The sequence below is a fragment of the Bradyrhizobium sp. UFLA03-84 genome (assembly GCF_002289535.1).
Taxonomy (GTDB): domain Bacteria; phylum Pseudomonadota; class Alphaproteobacteria; order Rhizobiales; family Xanthobacteraceae; genus Bradyrhizobium; species Bradyrhizobium viridifuturi.
This window is the reverse complement of the sequence record NZ_NSJY01000014.1, coordinates 791743-811894: the sequence shown is the minus strand read 5'-3', so window position 1 is coordinate 811894 and position 20152 is coordinate 791743. Positions and strand designations below refer to the sequence as shown.

Below are 20152 nucleotides of genomic sequence, written 5' to 3'. Positions count from 1 at the left end.
GATCCCTCCTTCGCCCTCCGCGTCGGCGCCGTCAAGCCGGGCCCCTTGCCTCACCCACGCGGTTGTGATCGCCGCGCGCGAGCAGCCAAGCAGCGAGACCGGCGAGGATCGCCGCCACGACCACCATCACGCTGGCTGCGCCCCAGCCCCAGGCCGAAACGACCGCGCCGACCGCGATCGGTCCGGTGACCTGGCCGAAATTGCTGCCGGTCATCAACAGCCCCATCATGACCGGCACCATCGCCGCCGAACGCGCCGCCGCCGGCGCGGTTGCGAGCAGCGTCGCCGGGATCAGGCCGCCGACAGCCGAGAACAGCAGACACAGCCAGAATGCACCCCAGCCGCCGAGCACCGGCAGGAATATCCCGAGCGCGGAGACGCCCATCACGAACGCCGCCACGGCAATCAGCACATTGCGGTTGACGCCACGCGCCAGCAAACTGCCGGCAGCGAGATTGCCGACCACGTTGGCCGCCGCCGCCAGTGCACTGAGACCGCCTGCGGCTTGGCCGGAGACTCCGAGCCGCGCGGTGAGCAGGATCGGCAGGAAGCTGAACAGCGCAAAGAACATCAGGCTGTAGAGCGCAAACAGCAGCATCAGCAGCGCCGGAGTGCGGCGCCGCGCCAGCGCGGTTGCTTCCTGCATCAGGCCGGCACGCGCCGGGCCGCTCCGCGATGCGACTTCAGGGACGAAGACGCTGGCGAGAATGAACAGCAACGCGACGAACGCGGCACTGGCCCACCAGATCGCGCGCCAGCCATCGAACATCGGCCCCGCGACCAGCGCCAGCGCGATCCCGAACGGCATCACGCAACTCCACACCGCCATCGTGACGTCGCGCGCACCGACAGCAACGACGCGATCGAGCAGTGCGGGAGCTGCTACCATCACCAGCAGGAAGCCGAGCCCTTCCAGCAGACGCGATGCCAGCAGCACCGCAAGTGACGGCGCGAGCGCGCCGGACGCCGCACCGAGCGTGATGGCGGCAAGGCCGCACAGCATTACCCGGCGCGCGCCGACCGCTGCGATCACGACGCCCGCCGGCACGCTGCCGACCAGCCCGAGCACCGCAAAGATACCGCCGACCGAGCCGACCGCGGCGAGGTCGATGCCGAGGTTCTGCTGCAGCATCGCCGCGGCGATCGGCACCTTGCCGACCTGCAGCGCGGCGCCGATCCCGCAACCGATCACGACGGCGACCGTCGCCCATCGCCTCGCCTCGCTCTGCCGCGCCAAGGTCGTCTCGATCGTCATGCGTGCACCCACCCTATTGAAGTCACCACAAATAGCGTTTCCCGATCATCGACAGGAGTGATATGTTTTGCATCCTGTTGATCGATTCAATAGATCATGCTCGACAACCTCACGCTCGACCAGATCCGCGTCTTCGTCTCCATCGCCGACAGCGGCAGCTTCCGCGCCGCCGCGGCGAAGCTGGCGCGGGTGCAGTCCGCGGTCAGCCACGCCATCGCCAACCTCGAGGCCGAGCTCGGCATCATGCTGTTCGACCGCACCAGCCATCGCCCGGTGCTGACGGCCGAGGGCAAGGCGCTGCTCGGCAACGCGCGCGACCTGCTGCTCCGGGTCGATGCGATGCGGGCACGGGCGCACGGTCTTGGCGACGGGGTGGAGTCGGAACTCGCTGTCGTCGTCGACACGCTGTTTCCGATCGCCGCCGTCGGCGCGGCGCTGACGGAAATGCGGGCGGCCTATCCATCGGTGAGCGTGCGGCTCGCGGTCGAACCGATGGGCGGGCCGATCGCCGCCCTGACCGAACGGCGCAGCGCGCTCGCGGTCACCGTCGGTGAGGATTTTCGCGATCCCCGCCTCGCGCTCGACGCGATCTGCTCCGTGCAGATCATCGCCGTCGCCTCCGCAAGCCATCCGCTCGCGCGCCGCGGCCGCAAGAGCGTCGCCGACCTCGCCGATCATCTGCAGATCGTGCTGTCGGACCCGACGCCGTTATCGGAAGGCCGCACCTTCGGCGTCCTCTCGCCGCAGATTTGCAGGGTCAGCAATCAGGACACCAAGCACGCCATGATCCTGGCCGGACTCGGTTGGGGCCGGCTGCCGCGCTGGCAGGTGGCGCGCGACTTGAGCGAACGCCGCCTGGTGCGGATCGAGACCGGTGCGCTTGGTCGCAACGCGGCGCTTGCAATGGAGGCCTATCTCGCGCACCGGCTCGACGAGCCGCTCGGTCCCGCCGCACGCGCGTTTGCAGATGCGCTGACGCGGATCGCTGCGCGCGGCAGCAAGCCCGCGAACAACGCGAAGCCGCGCAAGCAGCGCTGAATTTTCCGTCGCTATCATTTCCGTTGTTGACAACAACATTGGCGAGGCGTATGTCCCGCAACCTTCGCGAGCACCATCGCTCGCGATCAAACATGAGCCCGATGATGCACTACGGATTTGAAAGATTCCGCCAACTGTCGAACGGCCTGCGGCCGATCGATAGCGCGTGCCCGGCTCATGGGAGCGACCTCGCATAATGCGAGGTCGACAGTCCGCCCAAACGGACCCTCCCGAGCCAAGTGCTCCGGAGGGTTTTTTGTTGTCCGAAGCGCGGCTCATCTGAACTGCCCGGCGCAAGCCGGAACGGGAGACCCGGATCCCGGGGCTCGCGCGGAGACGCGCGTGCCCAAGCGCGCGGGGCCTGCCGGAGGGAACGAGGCGATGAGCCGGATACCGATGGCAGAGCGAACTCCGAGGAGTTCGCAATGGGCGGCGCGTCGACAGCGCCGCCATCAACTATTCACGAAACGGTCGGCCGCATCGCTGTGGTCCGACCGCCGTTGGTGGTGAAGATGTCGGATACTTCGTCTGGTGAAAGCGGGTTCGATCCCCGCCTTTGGCGTACGCACCGGGATGCGGCCCTCGCGAGGGGATCCGCACGCGGCCCGGCACGGTTTTCCTCCGCAAGGATGGATGCCGTGTTGCGTCACTGCTCAAGCCGATATCGCCCGTTCCCCAGCGGACCCATTCGCCGATGCGCAAGCATCGGCGCGGCGGTGGTGAAGATGTCTGTTACTTCGTCTGAACCACGGTGCCCGCAAGGGCAGCAACAGCATCGCTTGTTCCCCGCCGACCCCTTCCACGCCCCGTGGTGAAGATCGCTGTTACATCGTCTGTGAAACGAGAGGTCGCGGGTTCGAATCCCGCCCGGTGTCATGTGCACCGGTAGCTCAGCGGATAGAGCGCTACCCGGCCGGCCTTGGCTGACCGGGGTCTCAGCAATCGCCTGTTCCCGGGACGTGGTCCGTCAATGCCGGTGGTGAAGAGCGCTGTTACATCGGATCGCAAGGCAGAAGGTTCGATTCCTTCCGGACCAAAAGTCCGTGGCTCGATGGAAGAGCGTGCGACGCCCGCAAGGGCAGTACAGGCTCGCCTGTTCCCCGGCACCACTTTCCAACCCATGCTCAACCAGAGAGGAGGCCATCATGGCCACGATCAACAAGATCATGCGCGCCTTCACCCGTGAGGGTGCGCGGGGCAAGCGCTTCACGCCCGAGATGGAGCTGCGGCGCGCGCTGCTGAACTGCCTCCTGTGGGAGAGCCAGTTCTACGAGGACGGGGTCGCGATCGCCGACCGCATCAAGGCACTCGTGCCGCTGGTCGTCCCCGAGCGGACGGCCGAACTCGCCGTCGCTGCGCGCGAGGCCATGAAGCTGCGGCACGCGCCGCTGCTCGTGGTCCGCGAGATGGCGCGGCATCCGACCCATCGCGCCCTCGTTGCCGATACGCTGGCGCGGGTGATCCAGCGGCCTGACGAGATGACCGAGCTGCTTGCGATCTACTGGGCGGATGTGCTCGGCCCCCAGCAGCAGCGCAAGCGTCAGCCCGTCTCGGCGCAGATCAAGAAGGGCCTGGCGCGGGCGCTGACCAAGTTCGACGCCTACCAGCTCGCGAAGTACGATCGCGACGGCGCGGTGCGGATCAAGGACGTACTGTTCCTGGTCCACGCCAAGCCGAGGGACGCCGCGCAGGAGAAGGTGTGGAAGCAGCTCGTCGACGGCGAGCTGGCCTCGCCCGACACCTGGGAGGTTTCGCTCTCGTCCGGTAAGGGCAAGCGTGAGACCTTCGAGCGGCTGATCGCCGAGAACAGGCTCGGTGGCCTGGCGCTGCTCCGCAACCTGCGCTTGATGCAGAAGGCGGAAGTGCCGCGCCGGACCATCGCGGAGGCGATCGACGCGATGCGGACCGACCGCATCCTGCCCTACCGCTTCATCACGGCGGCGCGCTATGCGCCGGACTTCGAGCCGGAGCTCGAGGCAGCGATGCTGAAGTCGGTCAAGGACTACGCGCGGCTCGATGGCCGCACGCGGCTCCTGATCGACGTGTCGGGATCGATGTTCTCGCCGCTCTCGGCCCAGTCGGAGATGACGCGGGCGGAAGCGGCCTGCGGACTTGCGATCCTCGCCCGCGAGGTCTGCGACGAGGTGGAGATCTTCACGTTCAGCAATGAGGTCGTGAAGCTGCCGCCGCGCCGTGGCTTCGCGCTGCGCGATGCGATCATCGGCTCGCAGCCGCATGGCGGGACGTATCTCGGCAAGGCGGTGACGGAGATCGATCGCAAGGGCGATCGCCTGATCGTCTTCACCGACGAGCAGAGCCACGACCAGGTGCCCGCCCCCAAGGGACGCGGATACATGGTCAACGTGGCGTCCTATCAGCACGGCGTCGGACACGGCCCGTGGACGCGGGTCGACGGCTTCTCCGAGGCCGTGATCGCCTGGATCTCGGCGTCGGAACAGACGATGCACTGACGCCTGCTCGACAACAATGGGCCCGGACGCGCCTGCGCGCCCGGGCTCAATACATTTTGGTGCGATGGACGAGCGCACCGCTCGCGCAGCGCACGACCGGCGGCAACGTCATTCACAATCTCGAGAGCGGCGGCGCCAGCTCCACGCTGTTTGGCTCCAATTCATCTTCGCGGACCGACCATGCGCGCGACCGGTCGCAGTCCTGCAAGGAGACGCACTCGATGTCGATCAGCCGCCGGCGGGCGCTGACGCTTGCTTCGCTATTTGTCGCGGGCCCGCTGTTCGGCACGGAAAGCCGCGCCGAGCAGACGTCGGTCCCGGGCGCGGCCAGCTTCGACATGGCCACCTTCACCGCGACATCAGGCGGTGACGCCGACGCGGCCTTTGCCAAGGCGCTGGCCGCAATCGCCAAGGCAGCGGGCGATGTCAGCAAGGCGGGGCCGGTTCACATCGTGCTCAACCTGGAGAAGAACGCCAGCTACCGGATCAAGCGGCCGCTCGCGTTTCGGCAGTTGCACGGCTTCGAGCTCAACGGCAACGGCGCGGAACTGATCAACACCACGCGCAGCGGGACCTTGGTGATCTCCGGCTGCAACCGCCTCACCGTTCGCGATCTCACCATCGATTACGACCCGCTGCCCTTCACGCAAGGGACGATCACCGCTTTCGACAAGCAGGCGGTCGAGATCACAGTGAAGGTCGACCCCGGCTTCCCCGATGATGCCGTACTGCTCGCCGCCTTCACGGACGGCTTCTTCAAGGTGATGGACCGCCGCAACCGGGCGCTGAAGACCGGCGCCAGGGATTTCCTGTCGCCGGCCCGAGCCACGCGCCTCAGCGACGGCGTGATCAAGGTGCAGTTGCGGTGGAGCGCGAATGACCGTTTCCCAAGCCAGCTGCCGATCACCATCGGCGACGTCGTCACCATCGCAAATAGCGGCACACATGCCATCGCCGTCGACTCCAGCGTCGCCACCAGCCTGATCGACCTCAAACTTCTGGCCTCGCCGGGAATGGGCATCATCGAGAATGGCGGCGAAGGCTCGATGCTGCTGCAGAAGGTTTCGGTCGTCCCGGGACCGCGGCCAAAGGGCTCTGCGACCGACCGTCTGATCTCGACCAATTCCGACGGCTCGCACTTCACCGCGGTCGCGCACGGTCCGACCATGGAGGATTGCAGCTTCGCCAATACCTCCGACGACGCCATCAACGTGCATGGCTTCTATTACTACGTCGTGGCGAAGTCCGCGCCGCGCCGGTTCCTGCTCAGCCCGAAATGGGACATCGGCCTTGACGCGGGCGACGACATCGAGAGCTGCGACCACGCGACGTTTCGCTCACTCGGACGCGGCAAGGTCGCGCAATTGACCAAGCGTCACGCACCGGAGCTGAAGGCGAAGATCGCCCAGCTCTGGAAGGACCGGAGCCCGACCACCCAGCCGGATTTGATCTACGACGTGGTCCTGCAACAGGACCTGCCGCTCAAGGTCGGCGACGCCGTCACCTCGCTGACACATATCGGGTCCGGCGCCACCGTGCTGCGATGCAATTTCCACGCTTGCGGCCGCGTGCTGATGAAGGCACCGAACGCCATCGTCGAGAACTGCCGGTTCACCTTCTCGACCGGGGTGGCGCTGCAGGCGGGCAGCGACATCGGCTTCTGGTCGGAGTCCGGGTTTGCCGACAACCTGGTGTTCCGCAACAACCGCTTCAGCCACTGCGTCAACGGCGCCAATGAGCTGACCAGCGGCAGCGGAACGCTCGGCGCGATCTATGTCGGCATAGTGCCGCCGGAAGGGGCCAAGGGATTCCAGGACAATTTCGAGAACCGGCGCGTCATCATCGAAGGCAACCACATCGACGATTCCTACATCTACGCGATCTTCGTCAGCAATGCCGACGGCGCGAAGATCGCCGGCAATGTGATCGGCCAGACGTTTCTGCGCGGCAATGTGTTCGGCGCCGGCGAGTTGTTCCACATCAAGCCCGACAGCGCGATCTTCGTCGGCCGCGCCAGGAACGTCGAGATCAGCAACAACATCGCCGCACGCGGGCACATCACGACGACTGCCGTCGCGATCGACCCGAGCTGCGACAAGCGCACGGTGCATCTCGCCGGCAACAGGCTGGCCTGAGCGCGCCACGCTCTCCGCTCAGGGTGTCATCCCGAGCGCGCGCCACATCGCACGGATGATCCGGAACGAGCGGGCATCGCCGACCAGCCCGCGCTGCATCCGGTTCATCGCATAGGCAAACGTCATGCGCGCGTCGGTATCAATGAGCACGAACGACCCGCCGCCGCCCGACCAGAACAGCGTGTTCGGGTTCGGCGGCACCAGGCTGAGGATCGGGCTCGGCAAACCGTAGCCGAGGCCGAAGCGGACCGAGATGCCGCGCATCACGAGATCCGGCCCATCGATCTGCACCTCCAGCGCCCTGCGACAGCCGGCTTCCGACATGATGCGCTGCCCCTTCGCGGTGCCGCCTGTCGCCAGGATGGTCTGGATCGCGGCGATCGAACGGGCGTTGCCGTGGCCGTTCACCGCCGGGATCTCGGCGCCGCGCCAGGCACGGGTGCGGGTCGAGGGCACGTCGGTGCGGGTGTCGCTGAAGGTGATCTGCTGGATCGTCGTCATTTTCACGCCGGTCGCGGCAGACGACGGCAGGAACGGCACGAGGTCGGCGACGCGATGGTCCTCACTGGCCGGCAGGCCGATCCAGAAATCCGCGTTCAACGGAGCTGCGATCTCCTCGCGGAACACCGTGCCGAGCGTCCTGCCGGTGATCCGCCTGACAACCTCGCCGATCAGGAAGCCGAACGTGTAGACGTGATAGCCCGACGCGCTCCCCGGCGCCCACAGCGGCGCCTGTGCGGCCAACGTCGATGTCGCCTTCTCCCAGTCATAAAAGTCCTCGCCGCTGATCGCGGGATGCCAGCCCGAGAGGCCGGCCGAGTGGCTCATCAGCTGCGCCACGGTGATGCCGGCCTTGCCGTTCGCGGCGAATTCCGGCCAGTAACGCGCGACCGGCGCCGCGAAATCGAGCGCGCCGCGATCGGCGAGCCACAACGCGGTCAGCGCGGTCATGGTCTTGGTGATCGAATAGACGTTGACGATGGTGTCGCGCGTCCAGGGCAGCTGCTCCGCCTCGTCGGCGAAGCCGCCCCACAGATCGACCACGGTCTCGCCGTCGATCGTGGCGCAGAACGATGCGCCGAGTTCCTCCCCGTCAGCGAAATTGGCCTCGAACGCCTCACGCGCCGCCGCAAACCGCGCGTCGGCGAATCCGTCTGTCGTCGCAACTGCCATGGCCTTGCTCCCCGCTGCATCCCCCGGCTTTGAGGGAGGCGGGACATACGCGGGGAGACAGCCGCCTGGCAATTCTTGAACTGAACTCTTTCATTCCCATGTATCTGGGCAGAGACGTCCCCCTTTCAGCCCGGCGCTAGCCCTGCTTCTGCAACACCGTGATGTGCAGACGGCGGCGGATTTCCATGCCCTGGCGCCGGTACAGCGCGATCGCCGAGACGTTGCTGGTGAAGACATGCAGGAAGGGAATTTCGCCGCGGGCCGCGATCTGGTGGCCGACCGCCGACAGCAGCGCCTGCGCATAGCCGCGGCCGCGGTGATCCGGATGCACGCACACAGCGGTCATCTCGGTATAATTCCCCGGCTTCATCCGTTCGCCGGTCATCGCGACCAGCTCGCCGCCGACGCGGATGCCGAGGAAGTTGCCGAGCTCATGCGTCCTTGCGCTGAACGGTCCAGGCTTGGTCAGTTCCGTCAGCGCCACCATCGCGGGAACGTCAGCTAGCCCGAGCCTGGCGATCTCGACGCCAGGCAGAGAAAAGTCCGCCGGCGTGCCGATCATCTGCTCGCCGGTCTCGGCCAGCAGCACCTTGAACTCCGGCGGTACAGTGACCGGCTCAGGCGTGAACAGCACCGCGATCTCAGGTCCCGACAGCAGCGCGCCGAGCGCCGCAAAGCTCTGCGGCGACATGTCGAGCATGTCGGCGAAGGGTGCGATCGCAACCGGAAAGCGCCGGGCATTGGTGCCACCTTCCGCCAGCTCACGCTGTCTCGTGGTTAGCGCGCTCCAGATCGGGCGATCGAGTGGATGATGAGGCGGGACTTCGGACATGCGGCGCTTCGCTCCCTGTTTTTTGGGAGCAGAGCAAGAAGCGCCGACAAAATCCAGCATGGCGTGAGGCCGTTGCGGCTCACAATCACGCCAGCGGGATTTTCCGCCTGCGTGCGGAACGGATCCTCGCGCCACTTCAGGCAGAGCTCGCTGCCGCCCTTGAGCGGCAGCGTTACTCCGTGCCTGCGACTAACGTCACTGCTGCAGGATTTCAGCGGTGGCGCGGTCCAGGATCTTTGCGATCCGCTGTGCCTCGGCGGCATCGCAGCCGCGCTTCCGGCGCAGCGCGCTCTTCAGCGCGTGACGGGCGCGGTGCAAATCGTCGGACGCTCCGCCATCGAGATCGCTGACGCCGGCGAAGGCTTCGCGCACCTCCTCCATGCGGCGGCCGATCCGCGATAGCGCTTCGAGAATGGTGTCGGCGGTGGCGCGGTTCTCGGCGAGATGCGCCTTGCCCTGCTCGGTGATGCTGTAGAGCTTGCGCGCCGCATCCTGGGTGACGCTGGCGTGCCCGATCTCCTCGAGGAAGGTCAGCGCCGGATAGATCACGCCCGGGCTCGGGCTGTAGAAGCCGTCCGACCGCTCCTCGATTTTCTTGATCAGCTCATAGCCGTGCCCCGGCTGCTCGCCGAGCAGCGCCAGGATCACGAGTTGCAGGTCCTGCGACGACAGCCGCCGCGATCCCGGAAAGTCACCGCCGCCGCCCCGCCCGAAGAAGCCATGGCCGCCGCGGCCAAAGCGGTGGCCGCCCCTGCCGTGCCGGCCCACGAAGAAGCCAAATCCAAAACCCTCGTCGCCCCGGTCGCGAAACATCGATCGTCTCATTGTGTCATTCCTTACTGAAATCATATCTTACGATATATCTATAGATGGACTGACGACAACCCACGATTTCGTGAGGTCGTGAGGATAGAGCGGGGATCGGAACGAGCCTGGGGATCGGCGGCCCTCACCGGGCTTGTCGACCGTAGCGTCGCCGGCTTATGGCTTAGAGCACTCCCGGCCCGCTCGATTCATGCGCCCAAAGACCTTCGAAACCCATTGCCTGCGCCTGCCCGCCGCCACCAAGGTGGTGCAATGGGAGGGCACGTCGGTGTTCAAGGTCGGCGGCAAGATGTTCGCGCTCGCCGGCGGCTACATCGAGAGCACCGGCGGCTTCATGTTCAAGACATCGAACATGGCCTACCAGCTTCTGATCGAGCAGGGCCTGGCGCGGCCGGCGCCATATCTGGCGCGCGCCACATGGGTGCAGCTGGTGAGGAACGACGCCCTCCCCGACGCCGAGCTCAAGGCCTATCTCGATCAGGCGCACGCGCTGATCGCCGCGAAGCTGACGCGGAAATCGCGCAAGGCGCTCGGGCTGGATTGATCGGCGCAGTTGCGGCGCGGCTCAGCCGCCGAGTGGCTTGTCGGAATCGCCCGACAGCAATTTTGGAAACAGCTCCTTGAAGGCGAACTTGTCGTCGCCCTTGGCGCGCTCGAAGCGCAGCACGACGTCGAACCGGCTTCCCTCCCATTTGGTCGGCGGCGTACCCTTGCTGACCGGGATCAGCGGCAGGATGTCGGAGATGATCGCCTTGTGCTCCCAGCACAAGAGCACGATGCCCTTCGACGCGAGCACCGCCTTCATCAAGGCCGGCTCGTCACCCTTGCCGAACCCTACGTTCGGCGTCAGGCCGCGCCGCGCTGCTAGCGCCGAGATCGTCTCGGCGGGACGGCTCGACGGTGGCTGATTGGGCTCGGTTCCCGGTGTCGCGGCATAGATCGCATCAGGCTTGGCATAGTCGCCGCCGGTGAGATCGGTACCGAACAAGGCCGTCCAGGCGCCGGCGCGCTGCCAGCCGCGGAGCACCAGCGACTCGTTATCGGACACGCCGTTCGCGGTGAAGCCGGGCCCCGGCCAGGACTCGCCCGGCTTCTCGGCGTGGCGGATGATGAAGAGCGTGAGCGCGTCCATGGCAGCCTCGCGGAAAAGTTGCATGATATTGGAGCAATTCTGATAGGTTGACCCTATCCCCGATCGGGCCTCCGCTTGATGAACGGCATCACAGTTTGCGAAAACTCGACCGGTACTGCGCAGGCGACACGCCGAGCCGTTCGGTGAACACGATGCGCATCCGGTCGGCCGAGCCGAAGCCGCAGTCGAAGGCAACCGCCTTCAGCGGGCGGTCCGAGCCTTCGAGCAGCCGGCGTGCAGCGTCGACGCGGGCGCGCTCGACGAATTCATGCGGCGTGATGCCGGTCTCCTGCGCGAAGGCGCGGCCGAAATTGCGCACGCTCATGCCGACGGCCTCGGCCAGCGATTGCAGCGTGTGGCGCTCGCCGACGTGCTGCATGATATGCGCTTGCGCACGCGCAATCGGTGAATCCTCGTCGACCGGCGCGGTGAGATAGGGGCTGAACTGCGACTGCCCACCCTGGCGCTGCGCCACCACGACCAGCCGCTTGGCCACCGCGACCGCGACCTGCGGCCCGTGCCGCTCGGCGACCAGCGCAAGGCCGAGATCGATGCCTGCGGTCACGCCGGCCGACGTCATCAGTCTACCGTCACGAATATAGATCCGGTCGAAGATCACCTCGGCAGCCGGAAACCGCGCCGCCAGAAGCTGCGCGTTCTGCCAATGCGTCGTCACCTTATGGCCGTCGAGCAGTCCGGCATGGCCGAGCGCGAAGGCGCCGGTGCAGATCGAACCGTAGAGTTCGGCGCGCTCGGGCGCACGGCGCAGCCACTGCGTCAGTTCGGGATCAGGCTCGGCGTCGGGCAAAGCCGGGCCGCCGGCAACGAGCAGGATATCGAATTTGGCATCCGCCTCGTTGAAACTGAGGTCGGCGGAGATCCTCATGCCGTTCGATGCGCGCAGCGGTTCGCGGCTGGCGCCGACCAGCACGGTCTCATAGCCATCGCCATCAGCGACGAAACCGTTCGTCTCCGCGAATACGTCGACCGGGCCTGCCACGTCGAGCGCCTGCACCCCTTCGTGAATCGCGATCGCGACCTTCTGAACCGCCATACTTTCTCCCCGCCCCGCTGGCGCGAAACGACGCCTCGTTGGCCCGATCCGGCGGCGCGCGATCGTTGCGCGATCGGGCCTAACCGGGCGACAACGACGCGACGGATCACACCACCAGGCGATCCGAACACACATCGCAGAGACGAGCGCCGGCGTCCGCGTGTCCGCATGCCACGGCATCGTCTTGCCACATCGAGGAGCGTCTTGAAATGACCGAGATCATCGCCGGCATCCGCGTACCCGACAGCGCCATGGCCCGCGCCGCGACCCAGCTGGTGCGCGATACCGAGGACGATCTGCTCTACAATCACAGCCGCCGCGTGTTCTTCTGGGGCGCTCTGACCGGCAACCGCCGCAAGCTGCAATTCGATCCCGAGCTGCTTTATATCGGCGCCATGTTCCACGACATGGGCCTCACCGCTCGACATGCGAGCCCCGACCTGCGCTTCGAGGTCGACGGCGCCAACGCCGCCCGCGACTTCCTCAGGGGTTATGGCGTGCCGGAGCGCGACATCGAGGACGTCTGGACCTCGATCGCGCTGCACACCACGCCCGGCGTGCCCGAGCATATGCGTCCAACCATCGCGCTGGTCACCGCCGGAGTCGAGATGGACGTGCTCGGCATCGCCTATGACGATTTCTCGCACGAGCACCGCGACCACGTCTGTGCGCACCATCCGCGCGAGGCGAACTTCAAGGAGAACATCATCGATCACTTCGCCGCCGGCACCATCAAGAAGCCGCTCACGACATTCGGCAACGTCAAGGCCGACGTGCTGGCGCTCAAGGACATGAACTACACCAGGATGAATTTCTGCTCGATCATCCTCGGGTCGAAATGGCCGACCTGACGTGCTGTCAGGCGTGCGGACCGTCAGGGCCAACAGCTTGGCCTCCCGCCACGCGTGCGAGCCTGCCAAGATAATGCGCCCACCCCTTGGCATGGCTCGCGCACTGCGCCTCGTTCGGCAGGCCGCTATGGGTCATCCGCAACAGCGTGCCGTTATTCTGCTCCGTCAGGTCGATCTCGATCAGGCTCGATCCGGGCGGCACTTCCGCGCCGCCTTCCCAGCCGAAGCTGTAGGCAAGACGGTGCACCGGCACGACCTCGCGGAACGCGCCGCGCGCAGCCCGCGACATATCTCCGGACACACCCTTGAGCAGATAGAGCCCGCCGGGATGCAGCTCGGTCTCGGCCTCGAGCCCCATCCAGCTTATGATCTTCTGCGGATCGGTCAGGAAGGCAAACACGGTCGCGGGCGGGGCTGCGATCTGCATCTCGCGTTGAACGATGAAGGCTTCAGTCATCGATCCATCCTCCGTGGGTGGTCATCAGGGATAATTCGTGACAAGGGCAGTGCGTCACCCCCATGATGGGGCGATGCGATTGTCCTCGACACTGAGCTGGCTGGTCGACGCCGCCGCCGAGACCGCGAGCGCCAACCGGTTGCTGGCGGACCTCGGAAGCCACCTTATCACAGATGGCCTGCCGCTTGCCGGTGGCACCCTGACGCTCGAAGTTCCGCACCCGCTGATCGCACGGCGCACCTGGCTGTGGCGCGCCGAGAATGGCGAGGTGATCGAGGCGCTCGGCTTCGCACCGGAACAACCTTTTGCAATGCCTGAGATGGTCGGATCCGGCGATGCCGGCCGGCGCTGGCTCAATAGCCTCGCGCCCGGCCCGATCCACGAGGACACGATCGGAACGCGGCCGGACGGCCCGACGCTCGGCTGGATCGGAACACGTGCCTTCACGCCTGCCGAAGCGGATCGACTGCGCGAGGCGGCGCGTTTCATGGCCGCGCCGCTCGCGGCACTCGCCGCGCGCGCGACATTGACGGCGGCGCTGGAGGCCTATCTCGGCCGGCGCAGCGCCGCGCGCGTCCTGGCAGCACCATTGCGGCGCAACACCGGCGAGACCATCCGGGCGGCACTTCTGTTTGCCGACCTGCGCGGCTTCACCGCGCTCTCCGAAAGCCATCCGCCCGCCGAGGTGATCGCGGCACTCGACGCCTGGTTCGACCGCATCGCCGGTGCGATCCACGCTTTCGGCGGCGAGGTGCTGAAGTTCATTGGCGACGGCCTGCTCGCGATCTTTCCGGTCACGACCAGCGCCCGCAGCGCATGCGATGCGGCATTGCGCGCGGTATCGGCGGCGCGCGTCGGCATGGCGCATCTCGATACGGAGCGGCGCAAGCAGGGCTTGCCGCCACTGCCGTTCGGCGCGGCGTTGCATCTCGGCGAAGTGCATTGGGGCAATATCGGCGCCGCCGATCGCCTCGACTTCACCGCGATCGGCGCCGCGGTCAATCTGGTCAGCCGGCTCGAAGGCCTGTGCAAGCCGCTGGAGCAGACCGTGCTGGTCTCGGGCGCCGTCGCCGCCGAGACCGAGACGCCGCTGGTCGCGCTCGGCACCCATGAGCTGCGCGGCATCGCGCGGCCCTGCGCCGTATTCACCCTGCCGGAGGCATGAGCCGGTCATCGGAACAGGCGCAACCACGGCGCCAAATGAAATGCGCTCATCAGCGCGTACATCGGGACCATCCCCTGCAATGACAGCGGTCCCTGCATGGCGCCGCAGACTATGTCGGCCGGCGCCAGCGCGGCAGTCAGCGCCATCACCGCGAAGGTCGGCGCCGCCGCGAGCGACAGCCACCGCGCTGCGATGGCACCACGGCCGCCAAACCGGCCCTTCAACCAATCCTCATGTGTTTCGATTCCGGTCATCATTCGATCTCTCTGGAGATGATCCATGTCGTCATGTGCTAGGTTAGGACCGGGCCTCGGAGGGCGAGAGTGACAAGTGTGTCGGGATTCGAATGGACTCGCTGATTACGGCTGCGGCGCGCGCGCTCGCGGCGGGTGATCCCCTCGGCGCACTGAAACGGGTGGCCCTGCGCGACGATGCGCCGGCGCTGGCGCTGCGCGGCATCGCGATGGCCCGGCTCGGCGATTTCACCCGCGCCAAGGAGCTGTTGCGGCGTGCCGGCCGCGCCTTCGGTCCGCGTGAAGCCATCGCGCGGGCACGCTGCGTAGTGGCCGAGGCCGAGATCGCGCTGGTGTCGCGCGACCTGTCCTTTCCCGGCAAGAGCCTCGCCGCGGCGCGCGCAACGCTCGCAGCGCGCGGTGATGCGCTCAACGCCGCGCACGCCGGCTACCTGGAAATCCGCCGCCTGCTGCTGATCGGGAGCCTCGATGCGGCTGAGCGTATGCTTGACGGTCTCGATCCGGCGCCCTTTCCGCCGGCGCTGCGCGTCGGCCATGAGCTGGTCGTCGCCGGCATCGCGATGCGGCGGCTGCGCACCAAGCCGGCGCGCGAGGCGCTGGCACGGGCAAGGGATGCCGCAGGGCGCGCCGGCATCGCGGAGCTAGCTGCCGAAGTCGAGAGCACCGCACGCCTGCTCGCGACGCCCGCGGCGCGCCTGATCGCACGTGGCAGCGAACGGCCGCTGTTGCTCGAAGAGGTCGAGGCCCTGATGGCGTCGAAGGCGCTCGTGATCGACGCCTGCCGCTACGTCGTGCGCGATGCCGGCACGACCGTTTCGCTGACACGGCGGCCGGTACTGTTCGCGCTCGCTCGCGCGCTGGGTGAGGCCTGGCCGCAGGACGTGTCGCGCGGTGCGCTGATCGCGCGCGCGTTTCGCGGCAAACATGCCGATGAATCGCATCGCGCGCGGCTGCGGGTCGAGATCGGACGGCTGCGCCGGGCCTTGCAGCCGCTTGCCGATCTCAGCGCGACACCCGACGGCTTCGTGCTGGAGCCGCGTGGCCGCCGCGAGGTCACCGTGCTGGCGCTGCCGGTCGAGGAGGAGCATGCGGCGGTGCTGGCCTTCCTCGCCGATGGCGAGGCCTGGTCGAGCTCGGCGCTGTCGGTCGCGCTCGGCGCCAGCCAGCGCACCGTGCAGCGCGCGCTCGATGCGCTCGCCGCGACCGGCAAGGTGCAGGCGGTCGGCCGCGCCCGGGCGCGGCGCTGGATGACGCCCCCGGTGCCGGGATTCACGACGACGTTGTTACTCCCTGCCCCGCTGCCGAACGGCTAGCATCGGGTTGAGATCAGACAACTGGAGCGCCGCATGAAGAAGTCCGAAGCCGAGATCATCCGGGAATATGCCTTCGAAGGCGTCGAGAGTGTCGGCGGCGTCAGCTTCGACGGCGAGCAGGTCTGGTTCGCCGCCGGCGGCCAGCTGGTCGCCTTCGACCCCGGCAGCGGCGAGAGAACCCGCACCCTCGACATTGCGGCCCATGCCGGCACCGCCTTCGACGGCAAGCACCTCTATCAGATCGCCGAGGACCGCATCCTGAAGATCGAGCCGAACAGCGGACGCGTGGTCTCGACGATTCCCTCGCCCGGCGGCGGCCGCGACTCCGGCCTCGCTTGGGCGGAGGGCTCGCTGTGGGTCGGCCAGTATCGCGACCGCACCATCGTTCAGGTCGATCCGGAAACCGGCAAGGTCATTCGCACCATCGAAAGCAACCGCTTCGTCACCGGCGTCTCCTGGGTCGATGGCGAGCTCTGGCACGGCACCTGGGAAGAGGACCAGAGCGACGTCAGGCGCATCGATCCACAGACCGGTGAAGTCATGGAAAGGCTGGAGATGCCGAAGGGCACGTTCGTCTCCGGGCTCGAATCCGACGGCAAGGACCGCTTCTTCTGCGGCAGCGGCTCGACCAACAACAAGGTGCGCGCGATCCGGCGACCGAAGCGCAGCGGCGCGTGAAGCGACCAATCGCTCCACGCGCTGAGCCGGCTCAAGCCGGCGCAGGCACCGCGGTGGGCCGCGCCGATACCATCGGGCGGAAGGTCATCATGATCAGGAACGCACCGAGGCCCGTGGCCCAGGAGCCGACATAGAGCCACGTATAGCTCGCAAAGGTGTCGTAGATCAGCCCACCGGCAAGCGGTCCGGTCGCCATGCCGAGACTGCCGGCCATCGCGGTGCCGCCGATCACGGTGCCCATCATGCGCAGCGGAAAATTCTCGCGGATCAACACCGAATACAGCGGCATGGTGCCGGCATAGATGAAGCCGAAGATCGCCGCGACCGCGTAGAACGCGGCCAGCTCGCGCACGAAGACATAACCGAGCGCGCCGAATGCCTGCGCCAGCAGCCCGTGCACCAGCACGCGCTTGGCGCCGAAGCGGTCGCCGAGCAGCCCGAAGGCGATCCGGCCGCCCATGCCGGCGAGCCCTTCCACGCTGTAGATCGTCACCGCGGCGACCAGCGGAATGCCGCAGGTGACCGCGTAGCTCACGGTGTGGATGATCGGCCCGGAATGCGTGGCGCAGCAGAAGAAATTGGTCGTGATCAGGATGATGAATTGCGGCGAGCGCAGCGCCTGCGCCAGCGTCAGCGGCGGCTCCCCGTTGTCGGAAGTCACGGCGGCGTGGTCGCCTTGCAGCGCCGGCGGGCGGCGCACCAAGAACGAGACCGGGATCATGATCGCGCCGACGACGCCTGAGACGATCAGCATCGCAGTGCGCCAGTCGTGATGGGAGATCAGCCAGGCCGCCAGCGGCGACATCGTCATCGGCGCCATGCCCATGCCGGCCGACACCAGGGAGACGGCGATGCTGCGATGGGTGTCGAACCAGCCGGTGACGCAAGCCATCATCGGTGCGAAGATCGCGGCCGTGGCGGCGCCGACCAGCACGCCGAACATGAATTGAAACGCCAGCAGCGAAGGTGCCTGGCTCGCCAGCGCAAGGCTTGCCGCGAGCACAATCGATCCGGTCAGCACCACCGGGAGCGGCCCGGAGCGGTCGGACAGCGTGCCCCAGATCATGCTGGTGAAGGCCATCGCGAGGAAGCCGATCGTCATCGCGCTGGAGATCCCCGTCACCGACCAGCCGGTCTCCCGCGCCATCGGCTGCAAGAACACCGGCAGCGAGAACATGCCGCCGATCGCGACGCAGCCAAGCAGGCCGCCGGCCGCGACGATCACCCAGCGATAGGTCGAATTGCTCATTCCGGAACTCCCATGCCGCTCGTTCTGGATGGAAGACGAACGGATCGAACTGGAACCGACACCGAAGGATCGTTCCAGCTCACCTTTTTTGAGTCTGGCAGCGTCCGGCGGCCCCCGCGACGGGAGGGGTTCCTATTCGCTCGCCGCCGGTGTTTCCTCTATCGCGGGAGAACAGGCATGCAGGGTACGCTGGGAGAGAAGATCGGCGATGGGCTCTTTGCTGACGTCCACGCCTGGGCGCCCGGTCAGGTCGTCAAGCTGGCCAAGCCAACTATCCCGCAATGGGTCGTCCAGCACGAGATGCAAATGACCCGCGCGGTCTTCGCCGCCGGCGGCCCGGCGCCGGATGTGCTCGGCGAAGTCACCCTGGACGGGCGCTTCGGCATCGTGCTGCCGCGGTTCGATGGACCGACCCTGCTGCAGGCTACGCGCACCGGCGCCATCACGCATGAACAAGCGGGCGCAATTCTTGCGACGCTCTGCCATGCCGTTCACAAGACGCGACCGCCGCCGGACGCACTCTCGCTGCGCGAGGCGATGGACGCCAGATTGCGGTTCGGCGGCAGCGTGCTTCCGGAGCGCATCATCACCGGCGTCCTCGCGCTGATCGAGCACCTCGCATCCGATGACGTGCTGTGCCATTCCGATCTTCACCCCGGCAACGTGATCATGACGGCGCAGGGCCCGAGGCTGATCGACTGGATCGGCGCGGCTCGTGCGCCCGCCGCCTACGAGATTGCGCAGTGCCATGTCCTGATTGCCGAGCTTGACCCGGAACACGCCGATGATCCGGGGCGGGCCACGGTCAATTCGGTTCTGCAGGCAGAGTATGCGCGGCTGGCCGGCACAACGCCTGCGGCGCTGACGACGGCGATGCAGCCCTATTTGCCGATCGTCCGCGTATTCCTACTGCTCGGCGGGGCCAAGCCCGACATGCGGGAGCGGCTGGTCCAGCGCGTCGAGGCGGCCCTGCGCCCGGAAGGCTGAGTGGTTTTGGTCGCGCGCGAGCCGGAGTGGCCTGTCGAAGCGAGCCGTCAGTGTCGCCTCTGGGTGACAAGGCGATATCCCTGACGTCAGGTCGTGCGGTACGCGCTGGCCTCCTGTCAACGGCCCGCCAGACTGCATCCGGGCTGCGGCGTGATCTGACCGAGCGCACGAATCTGGACGAGTTCCGTACCCTGCGTCCTGGCGATGAACATGTTCATCGCCGTGTGATGGTCCTGGCCGAGCGTCACCGGGCCCGTCGGCGACGGAATGGTGAGGCCGGCCATCGCATCGATGATGGCCTCCTTGTCGAGCTTGCCGGCCTTCTCGGCCGCCGCCTTGAGCGCGATCAGCGTGTTGTAATGCGTCATCACATAGTTCGACACCGCGACGCCCGGCTCAGCGGCGGCGCGGGCCTTTGCGACGAACGCCTTGACCGCGGGATCCTCGCTCGCCGCGACCGCCGGCACCACCGTCACCATGTTCTGGCCCTTGCCGCGGAAGATGCCGAGATCGACCTCCGACAGTCCGAGGAAGGCAACCGTGGTGTCCCTCAGCAACCCGGCCTCGTCGGCCTGGCGGATGAAATCCATCCCGTCACCCTTCAGCGCGAACAGCAATACCCTGGCCTTGCTCGCCGCGGCCTCCTTGATCAGCGGTGAGAAGTCGGTCTCCGTCCCCAGCGTGTATTTGGTCCCGACCACCTTGCCGCCGAGCTTCTCGATCAAGGGCTGCGCGATGCCGAACATCTGATGCGGCCAGACCCGGTCGGCGCCGAGCAGGAAATAGGTGTTGCCGTAGGTCTGCGTCATGTAGTGCAGCAGCTGGCCAAGCTCCTGGTTCGGCACCGCGCCGAACGAAAACAGATAGCGGCTGCATTTGCCGCCCTCGTAGTTGGTGGCGTAGAGCAACGGCGTCTTCGAGCTCTCGGCGAGCGGCACCAGCGCATTCAGATTGCGCGAGGTGATCGGGCCGACCACCGCAATCACACCCGACTTCTCGACCAGCGAACGCATCGCATCAGCGGCCGGCTCCGGCCGTGTCTTGTCGTCGGCATAGATGATCTCGACGGGCCGACCGAGAATGCCGCCCGCCGCGTTGATATCCTTCGCGGCGAGGTCGAGGCCGAGCTTCGCCTGCTGGCCATAGAGCTCGACGCCACCGGAAAACGGCAGCACCGCGCCGACGCGGACCGGCTCAGCTGCGCGCGATGGATGAAGCAGCACGCCGTAGGCCAACAGCGCGAGCGTCATGCAAGCGATCGAGCGTGATGCCATGTGTGTCTT

19 protein-coding genes are annotated in these 20152 nt (G+C 66.9%); 9 read left to right on the top strand and 10 right to left on the bottom strand.

Annotated elements, in window-relative coordinates; all coding sequences use genetic code 11:
• Window positions 1-31: 31 nt before the first annotated feature.
• Window positions 32-1255, bottom strand: a complete 1224-nt coding sequence (locus CK489_RS25340) for an MFS transporter (RefSeq protein WP_095734213.1) — start codon at window positions 1253-1255, stop codon at window positions 32-34.
• A gap of 96 nt (window positions 1256-1351) precedes the next feature.
• Here CK489_RS25340 and CK489_RS25335 point away from each other — a divergent pair, with 96 nt between their 5' ends.
• The 3 genes from CK489_RS25335 to CK489_RS25320 all read left to right on the top strand — a co-directional run bounded on the left by CK489_RS25335 (window position 1352) and on the right by CK489_RS25320 (window position 6899).
• Entirely contained in the window at window positions 1352-2293 is a 942-nt protein-coding gene (locus CK489_RS25335; protein WP_095734212.1) for a LysR family transcriptional regulator, read from the top strand.
• A gap of 1145 nt (window positions 2294-3438) precedes the next feature.
• Window positions 3439-4764 carry a TROVE domain-containing protein gene (locus CK489_RS25325; RefSeq protein ID WP_095734211.1) on the top strand — a complete coding sequence of 442 codons (1326 nt, stop codon included), beginning with the start codon at window positions 3439-3441 and terminating at the stop codon, window positions 4762-4764.
• Between the two features lie 59 nt (window positions 4765-4823).
• Complete coding sequence (locus CK489_RS25320; protein WP_095734210.1) at window positions 4824-6899, top strand: right-handed parallel beta-helix repeat-containing protein; 2076 nt, start codon at window positions 4824-4826, stop codon at window positions 6897-6899.
• An 18-nt stretch (window positions 6900-6917) separates the two neighbouring features.
• Here the strand turns inward: CK489_RS25320 and CK489_RS25315 are convergent, their stop codons facing one another.
• The 3 genes from CK489_RS25315 to CK489_RS25305 form a co-directional block, all read right to left on the bottom strand.
• Window positions 6918-8072, bottom strand: coding sequence for a serine hydrolase domain-containing protein (locus tag CK489_RS25315; RefSeq protein WP_095734209.1), 1155 nt, complete (start codon window positions 8070-8072; stop codon window positions 6918-6920).
• A 136-nt stretch (window positions 8073-8208) separates the two neighbouring features.
• Window positions 8209-8904: a GNAT family N-acetyltransferase gene (locus CK489_RS25310; protein ID WP_095734208.1), complete on the bottom strand. Its 696-nt coding sequence runs from the start codon at window positions 8902-8904 to the stop codon at window positions 8209-8211.
• 195 nt (window positions 8905-9099) lie between these two features.
• Window positions 9100-9729, bottom strand: a complete 630-nt coding sequence (locus tag CK489_RS25305; RefSeq protein WP_245350505.1) for a PadR family transcriptional regulator — start codon at window positions 9727-9729, stop codon at window positions 9100-9102.
• Window positions 9730-9919: 190 nt separating this feature from the next.
• On the opposite strand from CK489_RS25305, the gene CK489_RS25300 reads away from it, so the two are divergent.
• Complete coding sequence (locus tag CK489_RS25300) at window positions 9920-10273, top strand: MmcQ/YjbR family DNA-binding protein (protein WP_095734206.1); 354 nt, start codon at window positions 9920-9922, stop codon at window positions 10271-10273.
• Window positions 10274-10294: 21 nt separating this feature from the next.
• On the opposite strand, the gene CK489_RS25295 is transcribed toward CK489_RS25300, so the two are convergent.
• Complete coding sequence (locus CK489_RS25295; RefSeq protein ID WP_095734205.1) at window positions 10295-10861, bottom strand: histidine phosphatase family protein; 567 nt, start codon at window positions 10859-10861, stop codon at window positions 10295-10297.
• Window positions 10862-10949: 88 nt separating this feature from the next.
• Window positions 10950-11915 carry a GlxA family transcriptional regulator gene (locus CK489_RS25290; protein WP_095734204.1) on the bottom strand — a complete coding sequence of 322 codons (966 nt, stop codon included), beginning with the start codon at window positions 11913-11915 and terminating at the stop codon, window positions 10950-10952.
• A 209-nt stretch (window positions 11916-12124) separates the two neighbouring features.
• On the opposite strand from CK489_RS25290, the gene CK489_RS25285 reads away from it, so the two are divergent.
• Window positions 12125-12766 carry an HD domain-containing protein gene (locus CK489_RS25285; protein ID WP_050626924.1) on the top strand — a complete coding sequence of 214 codons (642 nt, stop codon included), beginning with the start codon at window positions 12125-12127 and terminating at the stop codon, window positions 12764-12766.
• Between the two features lie 7 nt (window positions 12767-12773).
• Here CK489_RS25285 and CK489_RS25280 read toward each other — a convergent pair whose 3' ends face one another.
• Window positions 12774-13223 (bottom strand): SRPBCC family protein, encoded by a 450-nt coding sequence (locus tag CK489_RS25280; protein WP_095734203.1) that lies wholly within the window; start codon window positions 13221-13223, stop codon window positions 12774-12776.
• Between the two features lie 73 nt (window positions 13224-13296).
• Here CK489_RS25280 and CK489_RS25275 point away from each other — a divergent pair, with 73 nt between their 5' ends.
• A complete protein-coding gene (locus tag CK489_RS25275; RefSeq protein ID WP_050626925.1) occupies window positions 13297-14388 on the top strand; it encodes an adenylate/guanylate cyclase domain-containing protein in 1092 nt (363 codons plus the stop codon).
• Between the two features lie 5 nt (window positions 14389-14393).
• Here CK489_RS25275 and CK489_RS25270 read toward each other — a convergent pair whose 3' ends face one another.
• Entirely contained in the window at window positions 14394-14642 is a 249-nt protein-coding gene (locus CK489_RS25270) for a hypothetical protein (RefSeq protein ID WP_245350528.1), read from the bottom strand.
• Between the two features lie 92 nt (window positions 14643-14734).
• Here CK489_RS25270 and CK489_RS25265 point away from each other — a divergent pair, with 92 nt between their 5' ends.
• Both CK489_RS25265 and CK489_RS25260 read left to right on the top strand, forming a co-directional pair.
• On the top strand, window positions 14735-15955 hold the full coding sequence (locus CK489_RS25265) for a winged helix-turn-helix domain-containing protein (protein ID WP_095734202.1): 1221 nt from the start codon (window positions 14735-14737) through the stop codon (window positions 15953-15955).
• Between the two features lie 33 nt (window positions 15956-15988).
• Window positions 15989-16633 (top strand): Vgb family protein, encoded by a 645-nt coding sequence (locus CK489_RS25260; RefSeq protein ID WP_095734201.1) that lies wholly within the window; start codon window positions 15989-15991, stop codon window positions 16631-16633.
• A gap of 31 nt (window positions 16634-16664) precedes the next feature.
• Here CK489_RS25260 and CK489_RS25255 read toward each other — a convergent pair whose 3' ends face one another.
• Window positions 16665-17882: an MFS transporter gene (locus CK489_RS25255; protein WP_095734200.1), complete on the bottom strand. Its 1218-nt coding sequence runs from the start codon at window positions 17880-17882 to the stop codon at window positions 16665-16667.
• Window positions 17883-18059: 177 nt separating this feature from the next.
• Here CK489_RS25255 and CK489_RS25250 point away from each other — a divergent pair, with 177 nt between their 5' ends.
• Window positions 18060-18869 carry a phosphotransferase gene (locus CK489_RS25250; protein ID WP_095734199.1) on the top strand — a complete coding sequence of 270 codons (810 nt, stop codon included), beginning with the start codon at window positions 18060-18062 and terminating at the stop codon, window positions 18867-18869.
• A gap of 116 nt (window positions 18870-18985) precedes the next feature.
• Here the strand turns inward: CK489_RS25250 and CK489_RS25245 are convergent, their stop codons facing one another.
• Window positions 18986-20143 carry an ABC transporter substrate-binding protein gene (locus CK489_RS25245; RefSeq protein ID WP_158226501.1) on the bottom strand — a complete coding sequence of 386 codons (1158 nt, stop codon included), beginning with the start codon at window positions 20141-20143 and terminating at the stop codon, window positions 18986-18988.
• Window positions 20144-20152 lie beyond the last annotated feature (9 nt).